Raw genomic sequence first — 16,980 nt, forward strand, 5'->3', positions numbered from 1 at the left:
CGGGCCCGACCCGCCCCGGAGAGCGGCGGCCGCGGCCGGCGGGCCCCGGGAACACACGATCCGCACAGAAGCAGGACCCGAAGAGAACCCGCGGTGCAGCGGGACCCGCAGAGAAGGAAGACACCATGTGCCTGGCAGTCCCGGGGCGTGTGCTCCATACCGTCGAGGTCGACGGCGTCCCCATGGCGCAGGTCGACTTCGGCGGCGTACGGAAGGAGGTCTGCCTCCAGTACGTGCCCGACGCGGCGACCGGTGAGTACGTCATCGTCCATGTCGGCTTCGCGATCCAGCGGCTCGACGAGGCGTCGGCGCTGCGGACGCTGGCCGAGTTCGAGCGGCTCGGGCTGCTGGAGGAGGAGTTCGGCGACGGCCTGGAGGCGGCCGCCGCCCGGCGGTCCCCGGAAGAAGGAGCGGTGCGATGAAGTATCTGGACGAGTTCAGCGACCCACGCCTGGCCGAGCGGCTCCTCGACCAGATCCACGCGGCCGCCACCCGGCCGGCGGTGATGATGGAGGTCTGCGGCGGCCAGACCCACTCGATCATCCGGCACGGCATCGACCAACTGCTGCCCGACTGCGTGGAGATGATCCACGGACCCGGATGCCCGGTCTGCGTGACGCCGCTGGAGATCATCGACCGGGCGCTGGCCATCGCCGCCCGCCCCGAGGTGATCTTCTGTTCCTTCGGCGACATGCTCCGGGTGCCGGGCAGCGATCGCGACCTGTTCTCGGTGAAGAGCGCGGGGGGCGATGTGCGCGTCGTCTACTCCCCGCTCGACGCGCTGAGGCTGGCCCGGGAGAACCCCGACCGGGAGGTCGTCTTCTTCGGCATCGGCTTCGAGACGACCGCTCCCGCCAACGCCATGACGGTGCATCAGGCACGGCGGCTGGGCGTGCGCAACTTCTCTCTGCTCGTCTCGCACGTCCTCGTGCCTCCCGCGGTGGCGGCCGTCATGGAGTCGCCCGACTGCCGGGTGCAGGCGTTCCTGGCCGCCGGGCACGTGTGCAGCGTGATGGGGACCTCGGAGTACCCGCCGCTGGCCGAGAAGTACCGGGTCCCCATCGTCGTCACCGGCTTCGAGCCGCTCGACATCCTGGAGGGCGTGCGCCGGGTGGTCCTCCAGCTGGAGGAGGGACGGCACGAGGTGGAGAACGCCTATCCCCGCGCCGTGCACGAGGCGGGGAACCTCCCCGCGATGGCGATGCTGCGGGACGTCTTCGAGGTCACCGACCGGACGTGGCGCGGCATCGGGACGATTCCCGGCAGCGGCTGGCGGCTCGCCGCGAAGTACGCCGGCTTCGACGCCGAGCGCCGGTTCGACGTCGAGTCGATCCGGACGGCCGAGTCCTCGCTGTGCCGGTCCGGCGAGGTGCTCCAGGGGCTGATCAGACCGCACGCCTGCGAGGCGTTCGGCAAGGAGTGCACGCCGCGGAATCCGCTGGGCGCCACCATGGTGTCGTCCGAGGGCGCGTGCGCCGCGTACTACGCGTACCGCCGCCTGGAACTGGTCGACGCGCGATGACCGGGGCGACGAAGCGCGTGCCCTCCCCCGCCCCGGCCCTCGGCTCTCCCGTGCCGGACGGCGGGCAGGAGGCCGGACCGGACTTCGAGGGCCGGGTCTGCCCGGTCCCGCTGCGGGAGACCGCGACGGTGGTGATGGGCCACGGCGGCGGCGGGGCGATGTCCGCCGAACTGGTGGAGCAGCTGTTCCTGCCGGCGTTCGGCGCCGCGGCCGCGTCCGGTCTGGGCGACTCGGCCGTGCTCACGGTCGGCGGCGTCCGGCTGGCCTTCTCGACCGACTCGTTCGTGGTGAAGCCGATGTTCTTCCCCGGCGGGTCCACCGGTGACCTCGCGGTGAACGGAACGGTCAACGACCTGGCGATGTCGGGCGCGGTGCCGCTCTTCCTGTCCTGCGGGTTCATCCTCCAGGAGGGGACCGCGCTGACCGACCTCGAACGGATCGCGCGGGACATGGGCGCCGCGGCCGAGGCGGCCGGGGTCCGGCTGGTCACCGGCGACACCAAGGTCGTCGACCGCGGCAGCGGCGACGGCGTCTACGTCAACACCTCGGGCATCGGCCTGGTCCCGGAGGGCGTCGACATCGGCCCCGGCCGCGCGCGGCCGGGCGACGCCGTCCTGATCAGCGGGGACATCGGGGTGCACGGCATCGCCGTGATGAGCTGCCGGGAGGGTCTGGAGTTCGGCACGGCGGTGGAGAGCGACACCGCGCCGCTGCACGGCCTGGTCGCCGCGATGCTCGCGACCGGGGCCGACGTGCGCGTGCTGCGCGATCCCACGCGGGGCGGCGTCGCGGCCTCGCTGAACGAGATCGCCCGTGCGTCGGAGGTCGGCGTCGAGCTGGTCGAGCGCGAGCTGCCGGTGCCGGACGCCGTGCGCGACGCCTGCGGTCTGCTGGGGCTCGATCCGCTCCAGGTGGCGAACGAGGGCAAGCTGATCGCGTTCGTGCCCGCCGAGTCCGCCGAGCGGGTGCTGTCGGCGCTCGCGGCGCATCCGCTGGGCCGGGCGGCCCGCCGGATCGGCACCTGTGTGTCCGACCATCCCGGCATGGTGGTGGCCAGGACCGGTCTCGGCGGCTCGCGGGTGGTCGGCCTGCCGGTCGGCGAGCAGCTCCCGAGGATCTGCTGAGTGAGCGCGCGCGGCGCCGTCCTCTTCGCCCGGTACGCCTATCCGCCCAACGAGCTCGGCTACTGCGGTCCCGCCGACGCCTCGGCCCTGCTGCGTCCCGAGGACACCGAGGCGATCGAGCGGCACGCCCGCCGGTTCGAGGGGGCCTGGTGCTATCTCGAACTGCTCGCCGAGGCGGCCGGTCTCTCCGACCCGCTCGACGAGCGGGTGGTGGAGGCGTACTGGCTCGGCAACGAACTGCTGGACCTGCCCGACCCCGCCGCCCTGCTGGCCCGGCTGCGCGAGCGCTTCCGGGGCCAGCGGGGCGGCAGTTGGCGGGACGCGGCCGGCCGGGTCCGGGCGCATCACAGCTTCCAGGTCTTCGAGGTGTACCCGTGGGCGGGTCTCCTGACCGGCTCGGGCCGTCGGACGGCCCTGTCGGTGCTGGACCGATGCCGCATCCGCACCGGTGTGGTGCGTTCGGTGAGCGGTGAGTGCGCCGTGGTCGAGTCCCGGCCGCTGCGGTGGGCGGACGGCCGTCTGGTGCACGGGGCGCCCTGCCGGGAGTCCGTGCGCTGGTCGGCGGGCGGGCGGGCGCTGATCGCGGGGCCGGCCCGGGGCGACCTGGTGGCGCTGCACTGGGACTGGGTGTGCGACGTGCTCACGGAGCCGCAGGCGGCCCGTGTCGAGGCGGCGGAGGCCCGTCAGCTGGCGTCGCAGGGACTGACCGGGCCGGCCGGGTGACCGGCCGGGAGCGCCGGCGGCCGGGCCGCCGGGAAGGGAGAGAGCGACGATGGTGGCCTCAAAGGCCGTTTCGGTGCCCGTCGACGGGTCGGTGATCGCCGGTGACCTGGTGGTCGGGCCGGGGGCCGAGGGCGTGGTGCTCTTCGCCCACGGCAGCGGCAGTTCGCGTCACAGCCCGCGCAATCGGGCGGTGGCCGCGCGTCTGCGGGAGGCGGGTCTGGGCACGCTGCTGCTGGACCTGCTGACCGTGCGGGAGGAGCGGGACGACGCGGTGACCGGGCAGTACCGGTTCGACATCGGGCTGCTCGGCCGGCGGGTGGTGGCGGCGGTGGACTGGCTGGCGGAGCGGCCGGAGGCGGCCGGGCTGCCGCTGGGGCTCTTCGGGGCCAGCACCGGGGCGGCGGCCGCGCTGCTGGCGGCGGCCGAACGGCCCGGCCGCGTCGAGTCGGTGGTGTCCCGCGGCGGCCGCCCCGATCTGGCCGAGGAGGCCCTGGAGCAGGTGCGGGCCCCGGTACTGCTGATCGTGGGCGGGGCCGACCAGGAGGTGCTGCGGCTCAACGAGGAGGCCGCCGAACGGCTGAGCGCGCCGCACCGGGTCCATGTGGTCCCGGGGGCCACGCATCTCTTCGAGGAGCCCGGGGCCCTGGAGGAGGTGGCCGAGGCGGCGAGCCGCTGGTTCCTGCGGCCGGGAGAGCCGGAGGGCTGAGGCGCGGGCGGCGCCCCGCCGCGTCCGTGGCCGTACGTGTCCGGCCGTGTCCGGGCCCTGTGGCGTTCCGGACACGGCCGGGGCCTCAGTCCTTCGGCGAGAAGCGGAGCCGGGTGGCCGCCAGGGCGCCGAGGGCCAGCAGCACGATGGACACCCACAGCCCGGACAGGTGGTTGCCGGTGGCGTCCTCGGCGTAGCCCATGATGTACGGGCCGACGAATCCGCCCGTGATGCCGACCGTGTTGAGCAGGGCCAGGCCGCCCGCGAGGGTCTTGCCCTCCAGCCGGGTGCCGGGGAAGTTGAACAGCAGCGGCTGCACGACGAAGAACGCCAGACCGGTGAAGCAGAAGCCGAGCAGGGCGATCACGGGGCCCGAGATCGCGGCGACGACGAGACCGGTGAACATCATCAGCAGACCGGTCACCACGAAGTTGCGGGAGCGCCGGGGCGTGGTCGCGCGCGGCGGCACGACGATGGCGCCGACGGCCGCGGTGAGCCAGGGCAGCCCGGTCAGCAGACCGATGGTGAAGGGCGAGAGGTGGCCCCAGCCGCCGATGATGCCGGGCAGGAAGTAGACCACGGAGTACAGGGCGACCTGGTGCGTCCAGTTGGCGAAGATCGCCAGCAGCATCTGCTTGTCGCGCAGCACGGACAGCAGGGAGCCGGAGTCGTTGCCGGCGGCCTTGGCGCCCTCGCTCTGCTCGCGGCTGACGGCGTCCTGGACGAGCCGGGCCTCCTCCTCCGTGAGCCACGGCGCCTTGGCCGGGCTGTCGGGCAGGAAACGGAAGATGACGAAGGCCAGGAAGAGGCAGGGGATGCCTTCGATGAGGAACATCCACTGCCAGCCGTGCCAGCCGCCCATGCCGTCCATCTCCATGAGCAGGCCGCCCAGCGGGTTGCCGACGACGCTGGCGATGGAGGCGCCGAGCAGGAGCAGGCCGATGGCCCTGCCGCGGGTCTCGGAGCGGAACCAGTACGTGAAGTAGAGCAGGATGCCGGGGAGCAGACCGGCCTCGGCCGCGCCCAGCAGCAGCCGCATGGCGTAGAAGGACTTCTCGCCCTGGACGAAGGCCATGCAGGCGGAGATGATGCCCCAGGTCAGCATGATCCTGGTGATCCACCAGCGGGCGCCCACCCGGTGCATGATCAGGTTGCTGGGCACCTCGGAGGCCGCGTAGGTGAGGAAGAACAGCCCCGCGCCGAGCCCGTAGGCGGCGGCGGAGATGCCGAGATCGACCTCCAGGCGCTCCTTGGCCAGGCCGATGTTGGTCCGGTCCAGGAACGACATGATGTAGGCGGCCAGCAGCAGCGGCATCAGCCGCCGCATGTTGCGGCGGTCCAGGTCGCCGAGCGCGTCGCCCGGGGTTTCGTGTGGCGTGGCCGCACCGGGGGTGCGGGATCCGCGGATCAAAGACATCGGTGTCCTCTTGGAGTGCTCTGGCAGCCGACGGGCGCGGGCGCGCCCGAGGGGTCGGGGCGGGACGGCCCGTGACGGTGGTCGCCGTCACGGGCCGTCCGGCCGCCGTGGTGTGGGGTCAGACGACGAGCCGGACCGGGTTCTCGACGGCCTCGGTGAAGGCCGCGAGCCAGCGCGCCGCCACGGCGCCGTCCACCGGACGGTGGTCCACGGACAGGACCACGCCGAGCACCTTGGCCACGGTGACCGCGCCGTCGCGGACCACCGCCTCGTCGCGTGCCGCGCCGACGGCCAGGATCGCGGCCTGCGGCGGGTTGATGATGGCGGCGAACTCCTCGACGCCGTACATGCCGAGGTTCGACACGGTGATCGAACCGCCTTCGAGGTCGGCGGGGCGCAGCGATCCGGAGCGCGCCTGCTCGGCGCAGGCCCGGGTGCGGGCGGCGATCGCCGACACCGACAGGTTCTCGACGCCGCGCAGGACCGGGGTCACCAGTCCGGTCTCGGTGGCGACGGCGACCGACACGTCGACCGCGGCGAAGCGGCGGACGGCGTCCGGCGTCCAGATCGCGTTCATCTCCGGCACCTGGGTGTGCGCCGTGGCGACGGCCTTGATCAGCAGGTCGTTGACCGAGACCTTGACCGGGCTGACGGCGTTGATCCGCTGCCGCAGGGCGAGGAGTTCGTCCACGGCGCAGCTCGCCCGCAGGTAGAAGTGCGGGATGTGCTGCTTGCTCTCGGTCAGGCGCCTGGCGATGGCCCGGCGCATCCGGCTGTGCGGGATGTCCTCGTAGTCGCCGGTGGTGCCGGTGGTGCCGGTGGTATCGGCGGCGACGGGGGCGGGGGCGGTGCCCGGCGTGCCCGTGGCGGGGGCGGCCGGGACCGGCGCGGCGGGGGCCTGCGGCGCGGCTTCCCGGGTGTCGCGGGCCGCGACGGCGGCCTCGACGTCCCGCCGCACGACGCGTCCGCCGGGTCCGGTGCCGGTGAGGACCGTGAAGTCCAGTCCGGCCTCCCGGGCCAGTCTGCGGGCCAGCGGGCTGCTGAAGACGCGCCCGCCGCGGTCCGGCCCGGTCCGCGCCGTCGGAGCGGTGGGCTGCGGGGCGGCGGCCGGGGCCGGGACCTCGGGGGCCGGTTCCTCCGGCACGTCGCGGCGGACGGCCTGCGGGGCCTCGCCGGGCGCCGCGACGGCGACGCCCAGTTCGGCCAGCAGCGCGTCGAGGTCGCCGGTCTGCTCGCCGGCGGCGCCGAGCACGGCGATGGGGTCGCCGACCTCGATCTCCACGCCGGCCTCGTAGAGCGCCTTGAGCAGCACGCCGTCGCGCTCGGCGGAGACGTCCACCTCCGCCTTGTCGGTCTCGATGGAGACCAGCGCGTCGTCCTTCGTGAACGCCGCGCCCTCGGCCACCAGCCAGGCGGACAGCACCGCCGTCGGCGAATCGGCGGCGACCGCGGGCATGCGGAACAGTTCGGCCATGATCAACCCTCCTGGGTGTTCTGTCGTACGGGGAGGGTCAGTTCTCGGTGACCCGCTTGAGCGCGGACACGACCTCTTCGGTCCGCGCGATGGCGGCCCGCTCCAGCACCTTGCTGATGCTGGGCGAGGACTCGCCCGCGTGGACGCGCTGGACCGGCTGGTCGAGCCAGTCGAACCAGCGGCGCTGGATCTCGTCGGCCAGCCAGCCGCCGTAGGAGGTGCCGGCGGGGCCCTGTTCGGCGATGAGCACGTTGTTGGTCTTGCGGATGCTCTCGCCCAGGGTGTCCCAGTCCAGGCTGGCCCGGTCGAGCCAGCGCAGGTCGATGACCTCGGCGTCCAGGCCGAGCTGCTCGACGGCCTCCAGGACGTAGTTGGTCATCGCCAGGTACGACACGATGGTGATCTTGGATCCGGTGCGGCGCACGGCCGCCCGGCCCACGGGCAGACAGTAGTCGAAGTCGTCGGCCGGGCCCTGGCCCACCGTGTTGTACAGGTCGGTGTGCTCCAGCACGACGACCGGGTCCTTGCAGGTCAGCGCGCTGTTCATGAGCCCCACGTAGTCGAAGGGCGTGGACGGCGCGACGATCCGCCAGCCGGGGGCGGTGGCGAAGATGCCGGCCGGGTCCATGGAGTGCTGGGAGCCGTAGCCGGTGCCCATGGCGACCTTGCTGCGCAGGACGAGGGGGACGCCGGTCCCCTGCCCGTCGCCGCCGAACATGTGCCGGGCCTTGCCGATCTGGTTGAAGATCTGGTCGGCCGCGACCCACATGAAGTCGGCGTACATGAACTCGACCACCGGCTTGTACCGGCCGTCGAGGGCGATGCCGCCGGCGAGACCGGCGAAGGCGTTCTCGCTGATGGGCGTGCCCAGGACGCGGTCGGGGTGGGCCTCGGCCAGGCCCTTGGTGGCGCCGTTGGTGCCGCCCTTGAGGCGGTGCACGTCCTCGCCCATGACGACGACCGAGTCGTCCTCGGCCATGCGGCGGCTCATCACCTCGGCCACCACGTCGATGAACTTGCGCTGTTCCAGGCGGCCTTCGAAGGTGTCGGCGTCCGCCAGGCGCACGCCGTCGAACTCGCTGAGATCGCCGCGCACGCCGACGTCGCGGAACGACGCGTCGGGCCACTCGGCGGGCTTGATGCGGCGGGTGCCGGGCTTGCCGTCGGGGTCGGGCTCCAGCAGTTCGTCGCCGACGGCGGCCATGAGCGCCTTGGCGCGCGCGGTGCACTCCTCGATCTCGTCGGCGCCGAGGATCCCGTTCTCGACGAGCTGCCGGGAGACGAGGGCCAGCGGGTCGCGGGCCCGCCACTCCTTCTCCTCGTCCTTGGTGCGGTAGCCGAAGGCGCTGCCGGGGAACGGGCCGTTCTGGTGGAAGAAGCGGTACACCTCGGCCTCGACGACGGTCGGCCCGTTGCCCGCCCGCATGTGGTTCACGGCCTCGCTCATGGCCAGGTACACGGCGAGCGGGTCCATGCCGTCCACCCGCCAGCTGGGGATGTTGAAGCCCAGGCCGCGCGCCGAGAGCCGGGGCTCCGCCGTGGCCTCGTCGACGTGGGTGGAGACGGCGTACTTGTTGTTCTCGATGAAGAAGCAGACCGGGAGCTTCCAGGCCGCGGCGAGGTTCATCGTCTCCAGCACCGAGCCGATGTTGACCGCGCCGTCACCGAAGTAGGTCACCGAGACGGCGTCGGTGCCGGCCTGCCGCGCCGACCAGGCGAACCCGGCGGCCTGCGGCACGCCGCCGCCGACGATCGCGTTGGTTCCCATGGCCCCGGCCTCGGCCCACTGCAGGTGCATGGATCCGCCCCGGCCCCGGCAGAAGCCCCGGGCCAGACCGCAGATCTCGGCGAGGCTGCGGAGCAGGACGGTGCGCACCTCGTCGTCGACGGGACGCCGCAGGTCGATGCCCGCGGGCGCCACGTAGCCCAGCGCCTTGGCGAGGAACTGGTGGTGGCCCCGGTGCGAGCCGCCCACGAAGTCGGCGGCGGTCAGCGGGAGCACGGAGCCGACGGCGCCGCCCTCCTGGCCGATGCTGGAGTGCGCCGGGCCGTGCACCAGACCCTGCCCCGCGAGGTCGAGGACGTACTCCTCGAAGGTCCTGATCAGCAGGGTCTGGGTGAACATCGAGGTCAGCAGCCGCGGGTCCGCGCCGTGCCAGTCCTTCTTGGTCGCCGTCACCTCGGTCCAGGGGGACGCGGGGGCCAGTTTCCGGTGTGTGGGCATGAGCACTCTCCTGTGTGATTCGGTGAGCACTGTCGCAGCGAATGGATCCATAACCAATACCCGTTACTGGAACGTTACGTTCAAGTTTCCGACATTTCCATTGACTACGCCCCTCGCAGCGGCGCAATGTGAGACCCATGGCAAGCAGATGGATCCATTCGACAGCGGACGGTGAACGGCGGACATCCGGCCCGGCCGGTGCGGGACCCCTCGGCTTCGCCGCGTCCGGCGCGCCGACGGCGCTGTGGCAGCCTTCCGTGTGAACACGCCGCCGTATCAGCGCACCGCATCGCACCAGGGAGAGCCATGTCACGGAAGCCGTCCACCGGGTCGAGCACGCCCGACTCCGGCGCGTCCGGATCCAGTACGCCCGGATCGGGTGCGTCCAGGGCCAAGGCGTCCGGACCGCGGGCCGCCGCCGTCGCCAGCCAGCGGGTCGCGGACCATCTGCGGGCCGCCATCCTGAGCGGGGAACTGCGCCCCGGCGCGCGGATCATGCAGGAGCAGGTCGCCGCGCAGCTCGGCGCCAGCCGGATCCCGGTGCGCGAGGCGCTGCGGATACTGGCGGCCGAGGGCCTGACCGTCGTGAAGTCCAACAGCGGCGCCTGGGTGTCCCGGATGGACATGGCGGAGTGCGAGGGGGTCTACAAGATCCGCGAGCGCCTGGAACCGCTCGCCCTGAGCGAGAGCATCCCGAACCTCTCGGCCGAGCAGGTGGCCGAGCTGGAGACGATCGCGCGGCAGATCGAGCTCACCGCCGACGTGGACCGCTTCCTGACCCTCGACCGCCGGCTGCACCTGCTCACCTACGCCGGATGCGGGGTCGCCCAGATCACCGCCATGGTCGACCGGTTCTGGAACACCACCCAGCACTACCGGCGCGCCTTCGCCCGGCTCGCGGGCGACAGCGGCTGGGAGCTGATCCACGCCGAGCACCGACTGATCATCGAGGCGATCAAGCGCCGCGACGCCGTCGACGCCGAACGATTTCTCACCGGCCACATCCGCCGCACCCGGCTGGAACTGGCCCAACATCCCGAACTGTTCACCGAGGACGACCATGACAACGAACGCACAGCCGACGCAGCCGACGCGAGGAACGCGGGAGGCGCGGGCTGACGCCCGCCCCTTCGAGGGCCGCACCCTCCTCCTGTCGGGCGCGGGCGGCGGCATCGCCCGCGAGGTGGCCCGCCAGTTCCACGCCGCGGGAGCCAACCTGGTGCTGGGCGACCTGAACGCCGCCGCGCTGGAGGAGTTCGCCGCGACGCTCGACCCCAGCGGCGAGACCGTGCTCACCCGGGTGCTCGACGCGGCCTCGCCGGAGAGCAACAACGCGTTCGTCGCCGCCGCGGTCGAGAGGTTCGACTCGGTCGACTTCCTCGTCCCCGCCGCCGGGATCTACCCCGAGCAGACGGTCGCGGACATGACCGACGAGCAGTGGAACACCGTCATCTCGGTCAACCTCAACGGCGTCTTCTACCTCACCCGCGCGGTGCTGCCCCACCTCAACGAGGGCGGCAGCATCGTCAACCTCACGTCCATGGCCGGTCACCGCGGCAGCGTCGGGCACGCGCACTACGCGGCGACCAAGGGCGCCCTGCTCGCCTTCTCCCGCAGCCTCGCCTGGGAGCTCGGTTCCCGGGCCCGGATCAACATGGTCTCGCCCGGCATCATCGAGACCTCCATGACCCGCGACTACGTGGCCGCCCGCGGCGACTCCGCGCTCGCCACCACTCCCCTGGGCCGGCTGGGCAGGCCGGAGGAGGTCGCCTCCGTGGTCGTCTTCCTGTGCTCGCCCGCCGCGAGCTTCGTGCAGGGCGAGGTCATCCACGTCAACGGCGGCATGCACATGGCCTGACCGGCCGGCGGGCACGGGCGGGGAACACGCGAGGACGAGCGGGAACGGAACGGAACGAGAGATGACGACGGAAGCGGCGATCTACCCCGACCTGCGCGGCAGGTCCGTATGCGTCACCGGCGCGGCGCGCGGCCTGGGCCTGGCGATGGCCGAGGCGTACGCCGACGCGGGATGCCATGTGCTGCTGCTCGACCTCGACGGCGACGAGCTGGACCGGGTGCGCCCGGCGCTGGCCCGGGGCCGGGCGGAGCAGCTGATCAGGACCGCCACGGCCCCGGTCGACGACGAGGACGCCGTGACGGAGGCGCTCAGCGGCTTCACGGCCCGGACGGGAGGGCTGTCCGTGATGGTCGCGAACGCCGGGGTGTCCGCCAACGCGCCCTCGCTCGACCTCGGGCTGGACCGCTGGAACACCGCGCTGGACGTCAACCTCACCGGCGTCTTCGTCTGCGCGCGGGCCGCCGCCCGCGTCATGCGCGAGGGCGACGGCGGCGTGGTGCTCACCACCTCGTCGATGTACGGGGTGACCGCCGGCCCCGAACGCGCGGCGTACTGCGCCACCAAGGCCGGCGTCGCCGCCCTCACCAGGGTGCTGGCCGTCGAGTGGGCCCCGTACGGCATCCGCGTCAACGCGCTGGCGCCGGGGTACGTCGAGACGGATCTGGTGGCCCGGCTCGCCGAGGACGGGCGGCTCGACACGGAGGCGCTGCGCCGCCGCACCCCGCGCGGCCGGCTCGGCCGCCCGGCGGACATCGCCCACCTCGCCCTGTTCCTGTCGTCCGACGTCTCCGCGAACGTCACGGGCCAGGTGGTGGTCAGCGACGGGGGCTGGACGGCCGACGGCTACGGGGTGACGACCGGCTGACGGCCCGTCATCCGGAGGCCGGGCCCTGCCGCCCGGCCGGCGGTCCGCCCCGCGCTCGCGGGGCGGACCGTCTCGTTCGTGCGCCGCGCACCGGACCGGAACGGGCCCGCCCGGCGTGCCGCCCGTCGAGGAGCCCCGGCCCCGGTCAGCGGCGGGAGTCGACCTTCAGCAGCGCGGCCCACTCCTCGACGGCCGGGCGCTCGGCCAGGTCCGCGACGGCGATGTCGAGGCCGTGCGCCTCGCGCCAGCGGCCGACCAGCGTCATCAGCCGGACGGAGTCGAGGCCGTGGTCGACGAGGTTCTCGTCGTCGGGTAGGTCGTCGACGGATTCGCCGAGGACGTCCGCGATGTCGTCGCGCATCTCTTGCAGGGTGAGTGCCACGGTGTTCAGATCCCCTCGAGAACGGCGTCGGCGGTGGTGACGGCGGCGCACCGGCCGGCGGCCCACTTCAGGGCCATGGCGTGGTCCTCGGCGGAGAAGTCCGCCACGGCGTCGGCCACGACGAACGCCTCGATGTCCCGCATCCACGCGTCGCAGGCGGTCATCAGCACCCCGATGTGGGCGTAGACGCCCGTGATGACGAGCTGGTCGCGGCCGAGCGCGGCCAGTCGGTCCGCCAGGTCGGTGCGGGCGAACCCGCTGTACTTCCACTTGGTGACGACGGTGTCGTCCGGGCCGGGCGCGACGGCGTCCGCGATCGCCCCGGCCGCCGGGTCGGCGGGCAGGCCGGGTCCCCAGAAGTCCTGTTGCAGTCCGCGCTGGGCCGGGGTCTGCCCGCCGGGCTGGGCCGTGTAGAAGACGGGGATGCCCAGCTGCCCGGCGCGTTCCCGGAGAGCGGCGACGTTCGCCAGGAGGCGGGGGATCAGATCGGTCCGGTCGTCGTAGGCGGAGAGGAAGTAGTGCTGGAGGTCGTGCACGAGCAGGACCGCGCGGGACGGGTCGACCTTCCAGTCGACCCGGTTCGCGGGCAGGCCGGCCTTGTCGGGCATGGGGTAGGAGGTGATCTGGGGCAGGGCCATGGAAGTGTCCGTTCAGTCCTGTGCGGGAGCGGGCCGCCGGGTGGCGGCGGGCGCGGCGGCGGGGCGGGAGCCCGTCGGTACGGGCGCGGCGGGTGCCGGGGCTTCGGCGCCGTCGCCGGGGCCGGCCGGGCCGTCGGGCCCGGGGGCGTCGGTGGCGGCGGCGCGGAGGTCCTTCTTGGAGATCTTGCCGACGCCCGTCTGCGGGAACTCGGTCACGAACTCGACGCGGTCGGGCACCTTGTAGGCGGCCAGGCCCCGGCCGCGGACGAAGCGCTTGATCTCCACGGGCTTCAGCGGTCCCGCCCCGGCCCGCAGGATGACGTAGGCGAGGCTGCGTTCGCCGAGGTAGGGGTCCGGTTCGCCGACCACGTTGGCGTCGTGCACGGCCGGGTGGGCGAGGATGTGGTTCTCGACCTCCTCGGCGGCGATCTTCTCGCCGCCGCGGTTGATCTGGTCCTTGGCCCGGCCCTCGACGATCAGGTGTCCGGTCCCGGTGCGGCGGACGATGTCGCCCGTGCGGTAGAACCCGTCGTCGGTGAACGCGCGGGCGTTGTGCCGGGGCGCGCGCCAGTAGCCCCGGATGGTGTACGGGCCGCGGGTCAGCAGATGGCCGGAGGCGCCCTCGGGCACGTCCTCGTCGGCGTCGTCGACGAGGCGGATCTCGTCGTCCGGGGAGATGGGCCGCCCCTGGGTGGTGACGATCGTCTCCGCGGGGTCGTCGAGGCGGGTGTAGTTGACCAGCCCCTCCGCCATGCCGAAGACCTGCTGGAGCGTGCAGCCCAGGGCGGGGCGGACGCGGCGGGCGGCCTGTTCGCTGAACTTGGCGCCGCCGACCAGCAGGACGTCCAGGCTGCTCAGGTCGTACGGGGTGTTCGGGCCCGCCTCGGTCCAGACCAGGGCCAGCGGCGGGACCAGGCCGGTGATCGTGACCCGTTCCCGCTCGATCAGGGGGAACGCCGTCTCCGGGCTGGGCTGCGGGCAGAGCACGACCCGGGCGCCCGCGTACAGCGCGCCGAGCGTGCCGGGCGAGGAGAGCGGGAAGTTGTGGGCGGCGGGCAGCGCGCACAGATAGACGCTGTGTTCGTCCACCGCGCAGATCTCGTTGGAGCCGCGCAGCGAGTAGATGTAGTCGTCGTGGGTGCGCGGGATCAGCTTCGGGACGCCGGTGCTGCCGCCGGAGAGCTGGAGGAAGGCCAGGTCGCCGGGTTCGGGGCCGTCGACGTCGACGGGTTCGGCGTGCACCGCCTCCAGCGGCTCGAACGCGCCCGCGTCGGGTCCGGCCACGAACACGTGCCGCAGGGTGGGGACTTCGGCGCGGACCGCGGCGGCCAGCGCGCGGTAGTCGTAGCCGCCGTGCTGCCCGGCGATCACATAGGCGGCGGCCTCGGTGAACTCGCAGAAGTAGCGGATCTCGGTCTCACGGTGCGCGGGGAGCGCGAAGACGGGCAGGGCGCCGATCCGGAAGAGGGCGAAGATCACCTCGAAGAACTCGGCGATGTTGGGGAGCTGCACCACCACCCGGTCGCCCCCGACGATGCCCCGGGCCAGCAGTCCGGCGGCCAACCGGTCGGCGCGGGCGTCGAGTTCGGCATAGGTCCAGCGGCGTTCGGGGCCGCCATCGGCGCCCGGGTCGACGATCGCCACGCGGTCGGGGTGGGCGGCGGCCCGCTCGCGGAGCATGGCGCCGAAGGTCTCGCCGCGCCAGTGCCCGGCGGCCCGGTAGCGCTCGGCGAACTCGGCGGGCCAGGTGGGGGGCGTCGGAACCGGAGCCGGGTTCGGGTTCGGGTTCGGGGACGTCGTCGCGGTCACAGCCGGGCCCCCACGGCGCCGAGGAAGGTGCGGAACTTGGCGGCGGTCTCGGCGGTCTCCGCCTCGGCCTCGGAGGCGGCCACCACCCCGGCGCCCGCGTACAGGCGCAGCGAGGACGGTTCGGCCTCGGCGCAGCGGATGGTGACGACCCATTCGCCGTCGCCGTCGGCGTCGCCCCAGCCGACCATGCCGGTGAAGAAGCCTCGGTCGAAGGGCTCGCTCTCGCGGATGACGCGGCGGGCGGTGTCGGTGGGGGTGCCGCAGACGGCGGGGGTCGGGTGCAGCGCGCAGCCCAGTTCGAGGGCGGTGGTGTCCTGGGAACGAAGGACGCCGGTGACGGTGGTCGACAGGTGCCACATGGTCGCGGTGCGGACCAGGGTGGGCTTGGCGGGCACGGTCAGGCCGGTGCAGTAGCGGGCCAGGCTCTCCTGCACCGCGTTGACGACGACCGCGTGTTCGTGCAGGTCCTTGGGCGATTCCAGGAGGGCCGCGGCGCGTCGGACGTCCTCGGCGAGGTCGTCGCTGCGGGGGACGGATCCGGCGAGCGGGTTGGCGACCACACGGCCGCCGTGCCGGGACACCAGCAGTTCGGGGCTGGCGCCGAGCAGGGTGCGGTCGGGCCCGGTGGGCACGGCGAAGGTGTAGCCGGAGGGGTCGCGTCGGGCCAGCCGCTGGAGCATGGCCGGGAGGTCGAAGGGGCGGTCGGCGTCGACCCGCAGGGTGCGGGCGAGGACGACCTTGCTGTACTCGCCCCGCCACATGCGCTCGACGGCGGCGGCCACGGACGCCGCGTACTCCTCGGGCGCCGGTTCCTGATGCACCGTCATGCCGCGTGTGTCGGCCGGGGACGGCGGGTCGGCGGGAAGGGCGACCAGCGGGTCGGCGGTCAGCGGGGGCGCGGTGCGCAGGACGGCCGGCACGGCGAGCGCGGCGGGAGCGTCCTGGTCGAAGGGTATCGCGCCCATGACCACGGGGGCGGTGTGACCGGCGGCGCGGGCCTCGGCGAGGGCGGCGGCCACCCGCACGGCCGGCGGACGTCCGTCGTGCGGCACTTCGCTGTGCACGCCCTCGCCGAGGAGCGTGCGCGTCGGGGTGCCGAGGAAACGGGCCCCGGGGACGAAGGAGTTGAGCAGGCCGGTGGCCGCGCCCACGGCTGGGTGGACCGGCTCGGCGGTGGTACGGGGTGCGGCGACCTGGGGTGCCGTCGACACGATGGCTCCGTTTCTCGCACGTCCGGCGGCGGGCGCGGGCGTGCGGTGCGGGTGTGCGGGGAGGGTCGGGTCCGAAAGGGGCGTACGGGGAGTCGGAAGCGCGGGCGGGACGGTGGGGCGGGGTGTCCGGCGGTCAGCGGAGGGTGGCGCCGCCGTCCACGTAGAGCTCCTGCATGGTGATGTGGCGGGCCAGGTCCGACGCGAGGAAGACGACCGCGTCGGCGATGTCGGACGGTTCGGCGATCCGGCCGAGCGGAATGCCCGTGCGGTAGACGGCCGGGTCGCCGTCCAGGACCCGGGCGCGGGCGTCCGGGTCCTGCCACAGGGCGCGTTGCATGGCCGTGTCGGTGGAGCCGGGCGCGACCACGTTGCAGCGGACGCCGCTGCGGGCCAGTTCCAGCCCGAGGCACTTGGTGTACATCGCCGCGGCCGCCTTGGAGGCGGCGTAGGCGCCCAGGTGTACCCGGGGCACACCGGCGGCGTTGGATCCGACGGTGACGATGCTCCCGCCGCCCCGGGCGGCCATGCCCGGGGCGGCGGCGCGGGCGGTGTGGAAGACGCCCGTGGTGTTCACGGCGAAGGTGTCCGCCCAGTCCTGGTCGGAGAGTTCGGCCGCCGGGCCCGGGCGCAGGATGCCGGCCACGTTGACCAGGACGTCCAGCGGCCCGTGCCGGGCGGTGACCTTCTCCACCACGTCGCGCACGGCGGCGGCGTCGGTGACGTCCATGGCGTACGGCGTGAGGGCGCCGGCCGGCTCAAACGCCTCCGCGGGTCCGGCGTGTCCGGCGTGTCCGGCCGCGAGCGCCTCGACGCCCTCGGCACGCCGGTCGGTCGCCACCACATGGGCGCCCCGGGCGGCGAGCGCGCGGGCGACGGCCGCGCCGATGCCCTGGCCCGCCCCGGTGACCAGGGCCCGTCGGCCGGCCAGCAGGCCGCCCCCGCCCGGGGATTCGTACCGGACCGGGGACCGCCGCGCGGTCGTGGAAGCGGATGCGTCGGATATGACGTCGGACATGCCTGACCCCCA

At 73.5% G+C, this 16,980-nt stretch carries 16 protein-coding genes; 8 read left to right on the top strand and 8 right to left on the bottom strand.

Features of this window, described 5'->3' with window-relative positions; all coding sequences use genetic code 11:
* Positions 1–125 precede the first annotated feature (125 nt).
* Genes WA762_RS03280 through WA762_RS03300 form a run of 5 tightly spaced genes read left to right on the top strand, consistent with a single transcriptional unit; the run spans position 126 to position 4,075 of the window.
* Positions 126–422 (top strand): HypC/HybG/HupF family hydrogenase formation chaperone, encoded by a 297-nt coding sequence (locus WA762_RS03280; protein ID WP_335932722.1) that lies wholly within the window; start codon positions 126–128, stop codon positions 420–422.
* Entirely contained in the window at positions 419–1,522 is a 1,104-nt protein-coding gene (hypD, locus tag WA762_RS03285; RefSeq protein WP_335932724.1) for a hydrogenase formation protein HypD, read from the top strand. Before WA762_RS03280 ends, hypD begins: the two co-directional genes overlap by 4 nt.
* The gene (gene hypE / locus WA762_RS03290) at positions 1,519–2,646 is read left to right on the top strand and encodes a hydrogenase expression/formation protein HypE (RefSeq protein WP_443080505.1); all 1,128 of its coding nucleotides are present in this window, start codon (positions 1,519–1,521) and stop codon (positions 2,644–2,646) included. Before hypD ends, hypE begins: the two co-directional genes overlap by 4 nt.
* The gene (locus WA762_RS03295) at positions 2,647–3,369 is read left to right on the top strand and encodes a DUF6390 family protein (protein WP_335932726.1); all 723 of its coding nucleotides are present in this window, start codon (positions 2,647–2,649) and stop codon (positions 3,367–3,369) included. It begins immediately after the preceding gene.
* Between the two features lie 49 nt (positions 3,370–3,418).
* A complete protein-coding gene (locus tag WA762_RS03300; RefSeq protein WP_443080506.1) occupies positions 3,419–4,075 on the top strand; it encodes a dienelactone hydrolase family protein in 657 nt (218 codons plus the stop codon).
* Positions 4,076–4,160: 85 nt separating this feature from the next.
* Here the strand turns inward: WA762_RS03300 and WA762_RS03305 are convergent, their stop codons facing one another.
* The 3 genes from WA762_RS03305 to WA762_RS03315 form a co-directional block, all read right to left on the bottom strand.
* Entirely contained in the window at positions 4,161–5,492 is a 1,332-nt protein-coding gene (locus WA762_RS03305; protein WP_335932728.1) for an MFS transporter, read from the bottom strand.
* Positions 5,493–5,610: 118 nt separating this feature from the next.
* On the bottom strand, positions 5,611–6,966 hold the full coding sequence (locus WA762_RS03310) for a 2-oxo acid dehydrogenase subunit E2 (RefSeq protein ID WP_335932729.1): 1,356 nt from the start codon (positions 6,964–6,966) through the stop codon (positions 5,611–5,613).
* 37 nt (positions 6,967–7,003) lie between these two features.
* Positions 7,004–9,190, bottom strand: a complete 2,187-nt coding sequence (locus tag WA762_RS03315; protein ID WP_335932731.1) for an alpha-ketoacid dehydrogenase subunit alpha/beta — start codon at positions 9,188–9,190, stop codon at positions 7,004–7,006.
* Positions 9,191–9,496: 306 nt separating this feature from the next.
* On the opposite strand from WA762_RS03315, the gene WA762_RS03320 reads away from it, so the two are divergent.
* The 3 genes from WA762_RS03320 to WA762_RS03330 all read left to right on the top strand — a co-directional run bounded on the left by WA762_RS03320 (position 9,497) and on the right by WA762_RS03330 (position 11,913).
* Positions 9,497–10,309, top strand: a complete 813-nt coding sequence (locus WA762_RS03320) for a GntR family transcriptional regulator (protein ID WP_335932733.1) — start codon at positions 9,497–9,499, stop codon at positions 10,307–10,309.
* Entirely contained in the window at positions 10,251–11,048 is a 798-nt protein-coding gene (locus tag WA762_RS03325) for an SDR family NAD(P)-dependent oxidoreductase (protein WP_335932736.1), read from the top strand. Before WA762_RS03320 ends, WA762_RS03325 begins: the two co-directional genes overlap by 59 nt.
* Before the next feature lie 61 nt (positions 11,049–11,109).
* A complete protein-coding gene (locus WA762_RS03330) occupies positions 11,110–11,913 on the top strand; it encodes an SDR family NAD(P)-dependent oxidoreductase (protein ID WP_335932737.1) in 804 nt (267 codons plus the stop codon).
* A gap of 145 nt (positions 11,914–12,058) precedes the next feature.
* Here WA762_RS03330 and WA762_RS03335 read toward each other — a convergent pair whose 3' ends face one another.
* The 5 genes from WA762_RS03335 to WA762_RS03355 form a co-directional block, all read right to left on the bottom strand.
* Complete coding sequence (locus tag WA762_RS03335; protein WP_335932738.1) at positions 12,059–12,295, bottom strand: phosphopantetheine-binding protein; 237 nt, start codon at positions 12,293–12,295, stop codon at positions 12,059–12,061.
* Positions 12,296–12,300: 5 nt separating this feature from the next.
* Positions 12,301–12,933: an isochorismatase family protein gene (locus WA762_RS03340; protein ID WP_335932740.1), complete on the bottom strand. Its 633-nt coding sequence runs from the start codon at positions 12,931–12,933 to the stop codon at positions 12,301–12,303.
* Positions 12,934–12,945: 12 nt separating this feature from the next.
* Entirely contained in the window at positions 12,946–14,742 is a 1,797-nt protein-coding gene (locus WA762_RS03345; RefSeq protein WP_335932741.1) for a (2,3-dihydroxybenzoyl)adenylate synthase, read from the bottom strand.
* A complete protein-coding gene (locus WA762_RS03350) occupies positions 14,739–15,953 on the bottom strand; it encodes an isochorismate synthase (protein ID WP_335932742.1) in 1,215 nt (404 codons plus the stop codon). The genes WA762_RS03345 and WA762_RS03350 overlap by 4 nt, the downstream gene beginning before the upstream one ends.
* Before the next feature lie 133 nt (positions 15,954–16,086).
* Positions 16,087–16,968: a 2,3-dihydro-2,3-dihydroxybenzoate dehydrogenase gene (locus WA762_RS03355; protein ID WP_335932743.1), complete on the bottom strand. Its 882-nt coding sequence runs from the start codon at positions 16,966–16,968 to the stop codon at positions 16,087–16,089.
* Positions 16,969–16,980: the final 12 nt, after the last annotated feature.

Origin of the sequence: Streptomyces tyrfis, assembly GCF_037034285.1 — a bacterium.
Lineage (GTDB): Bacteria > Actinomycetota > Actinomycetes > Streptomycetales > Streptomycetaceae > Streptomyces.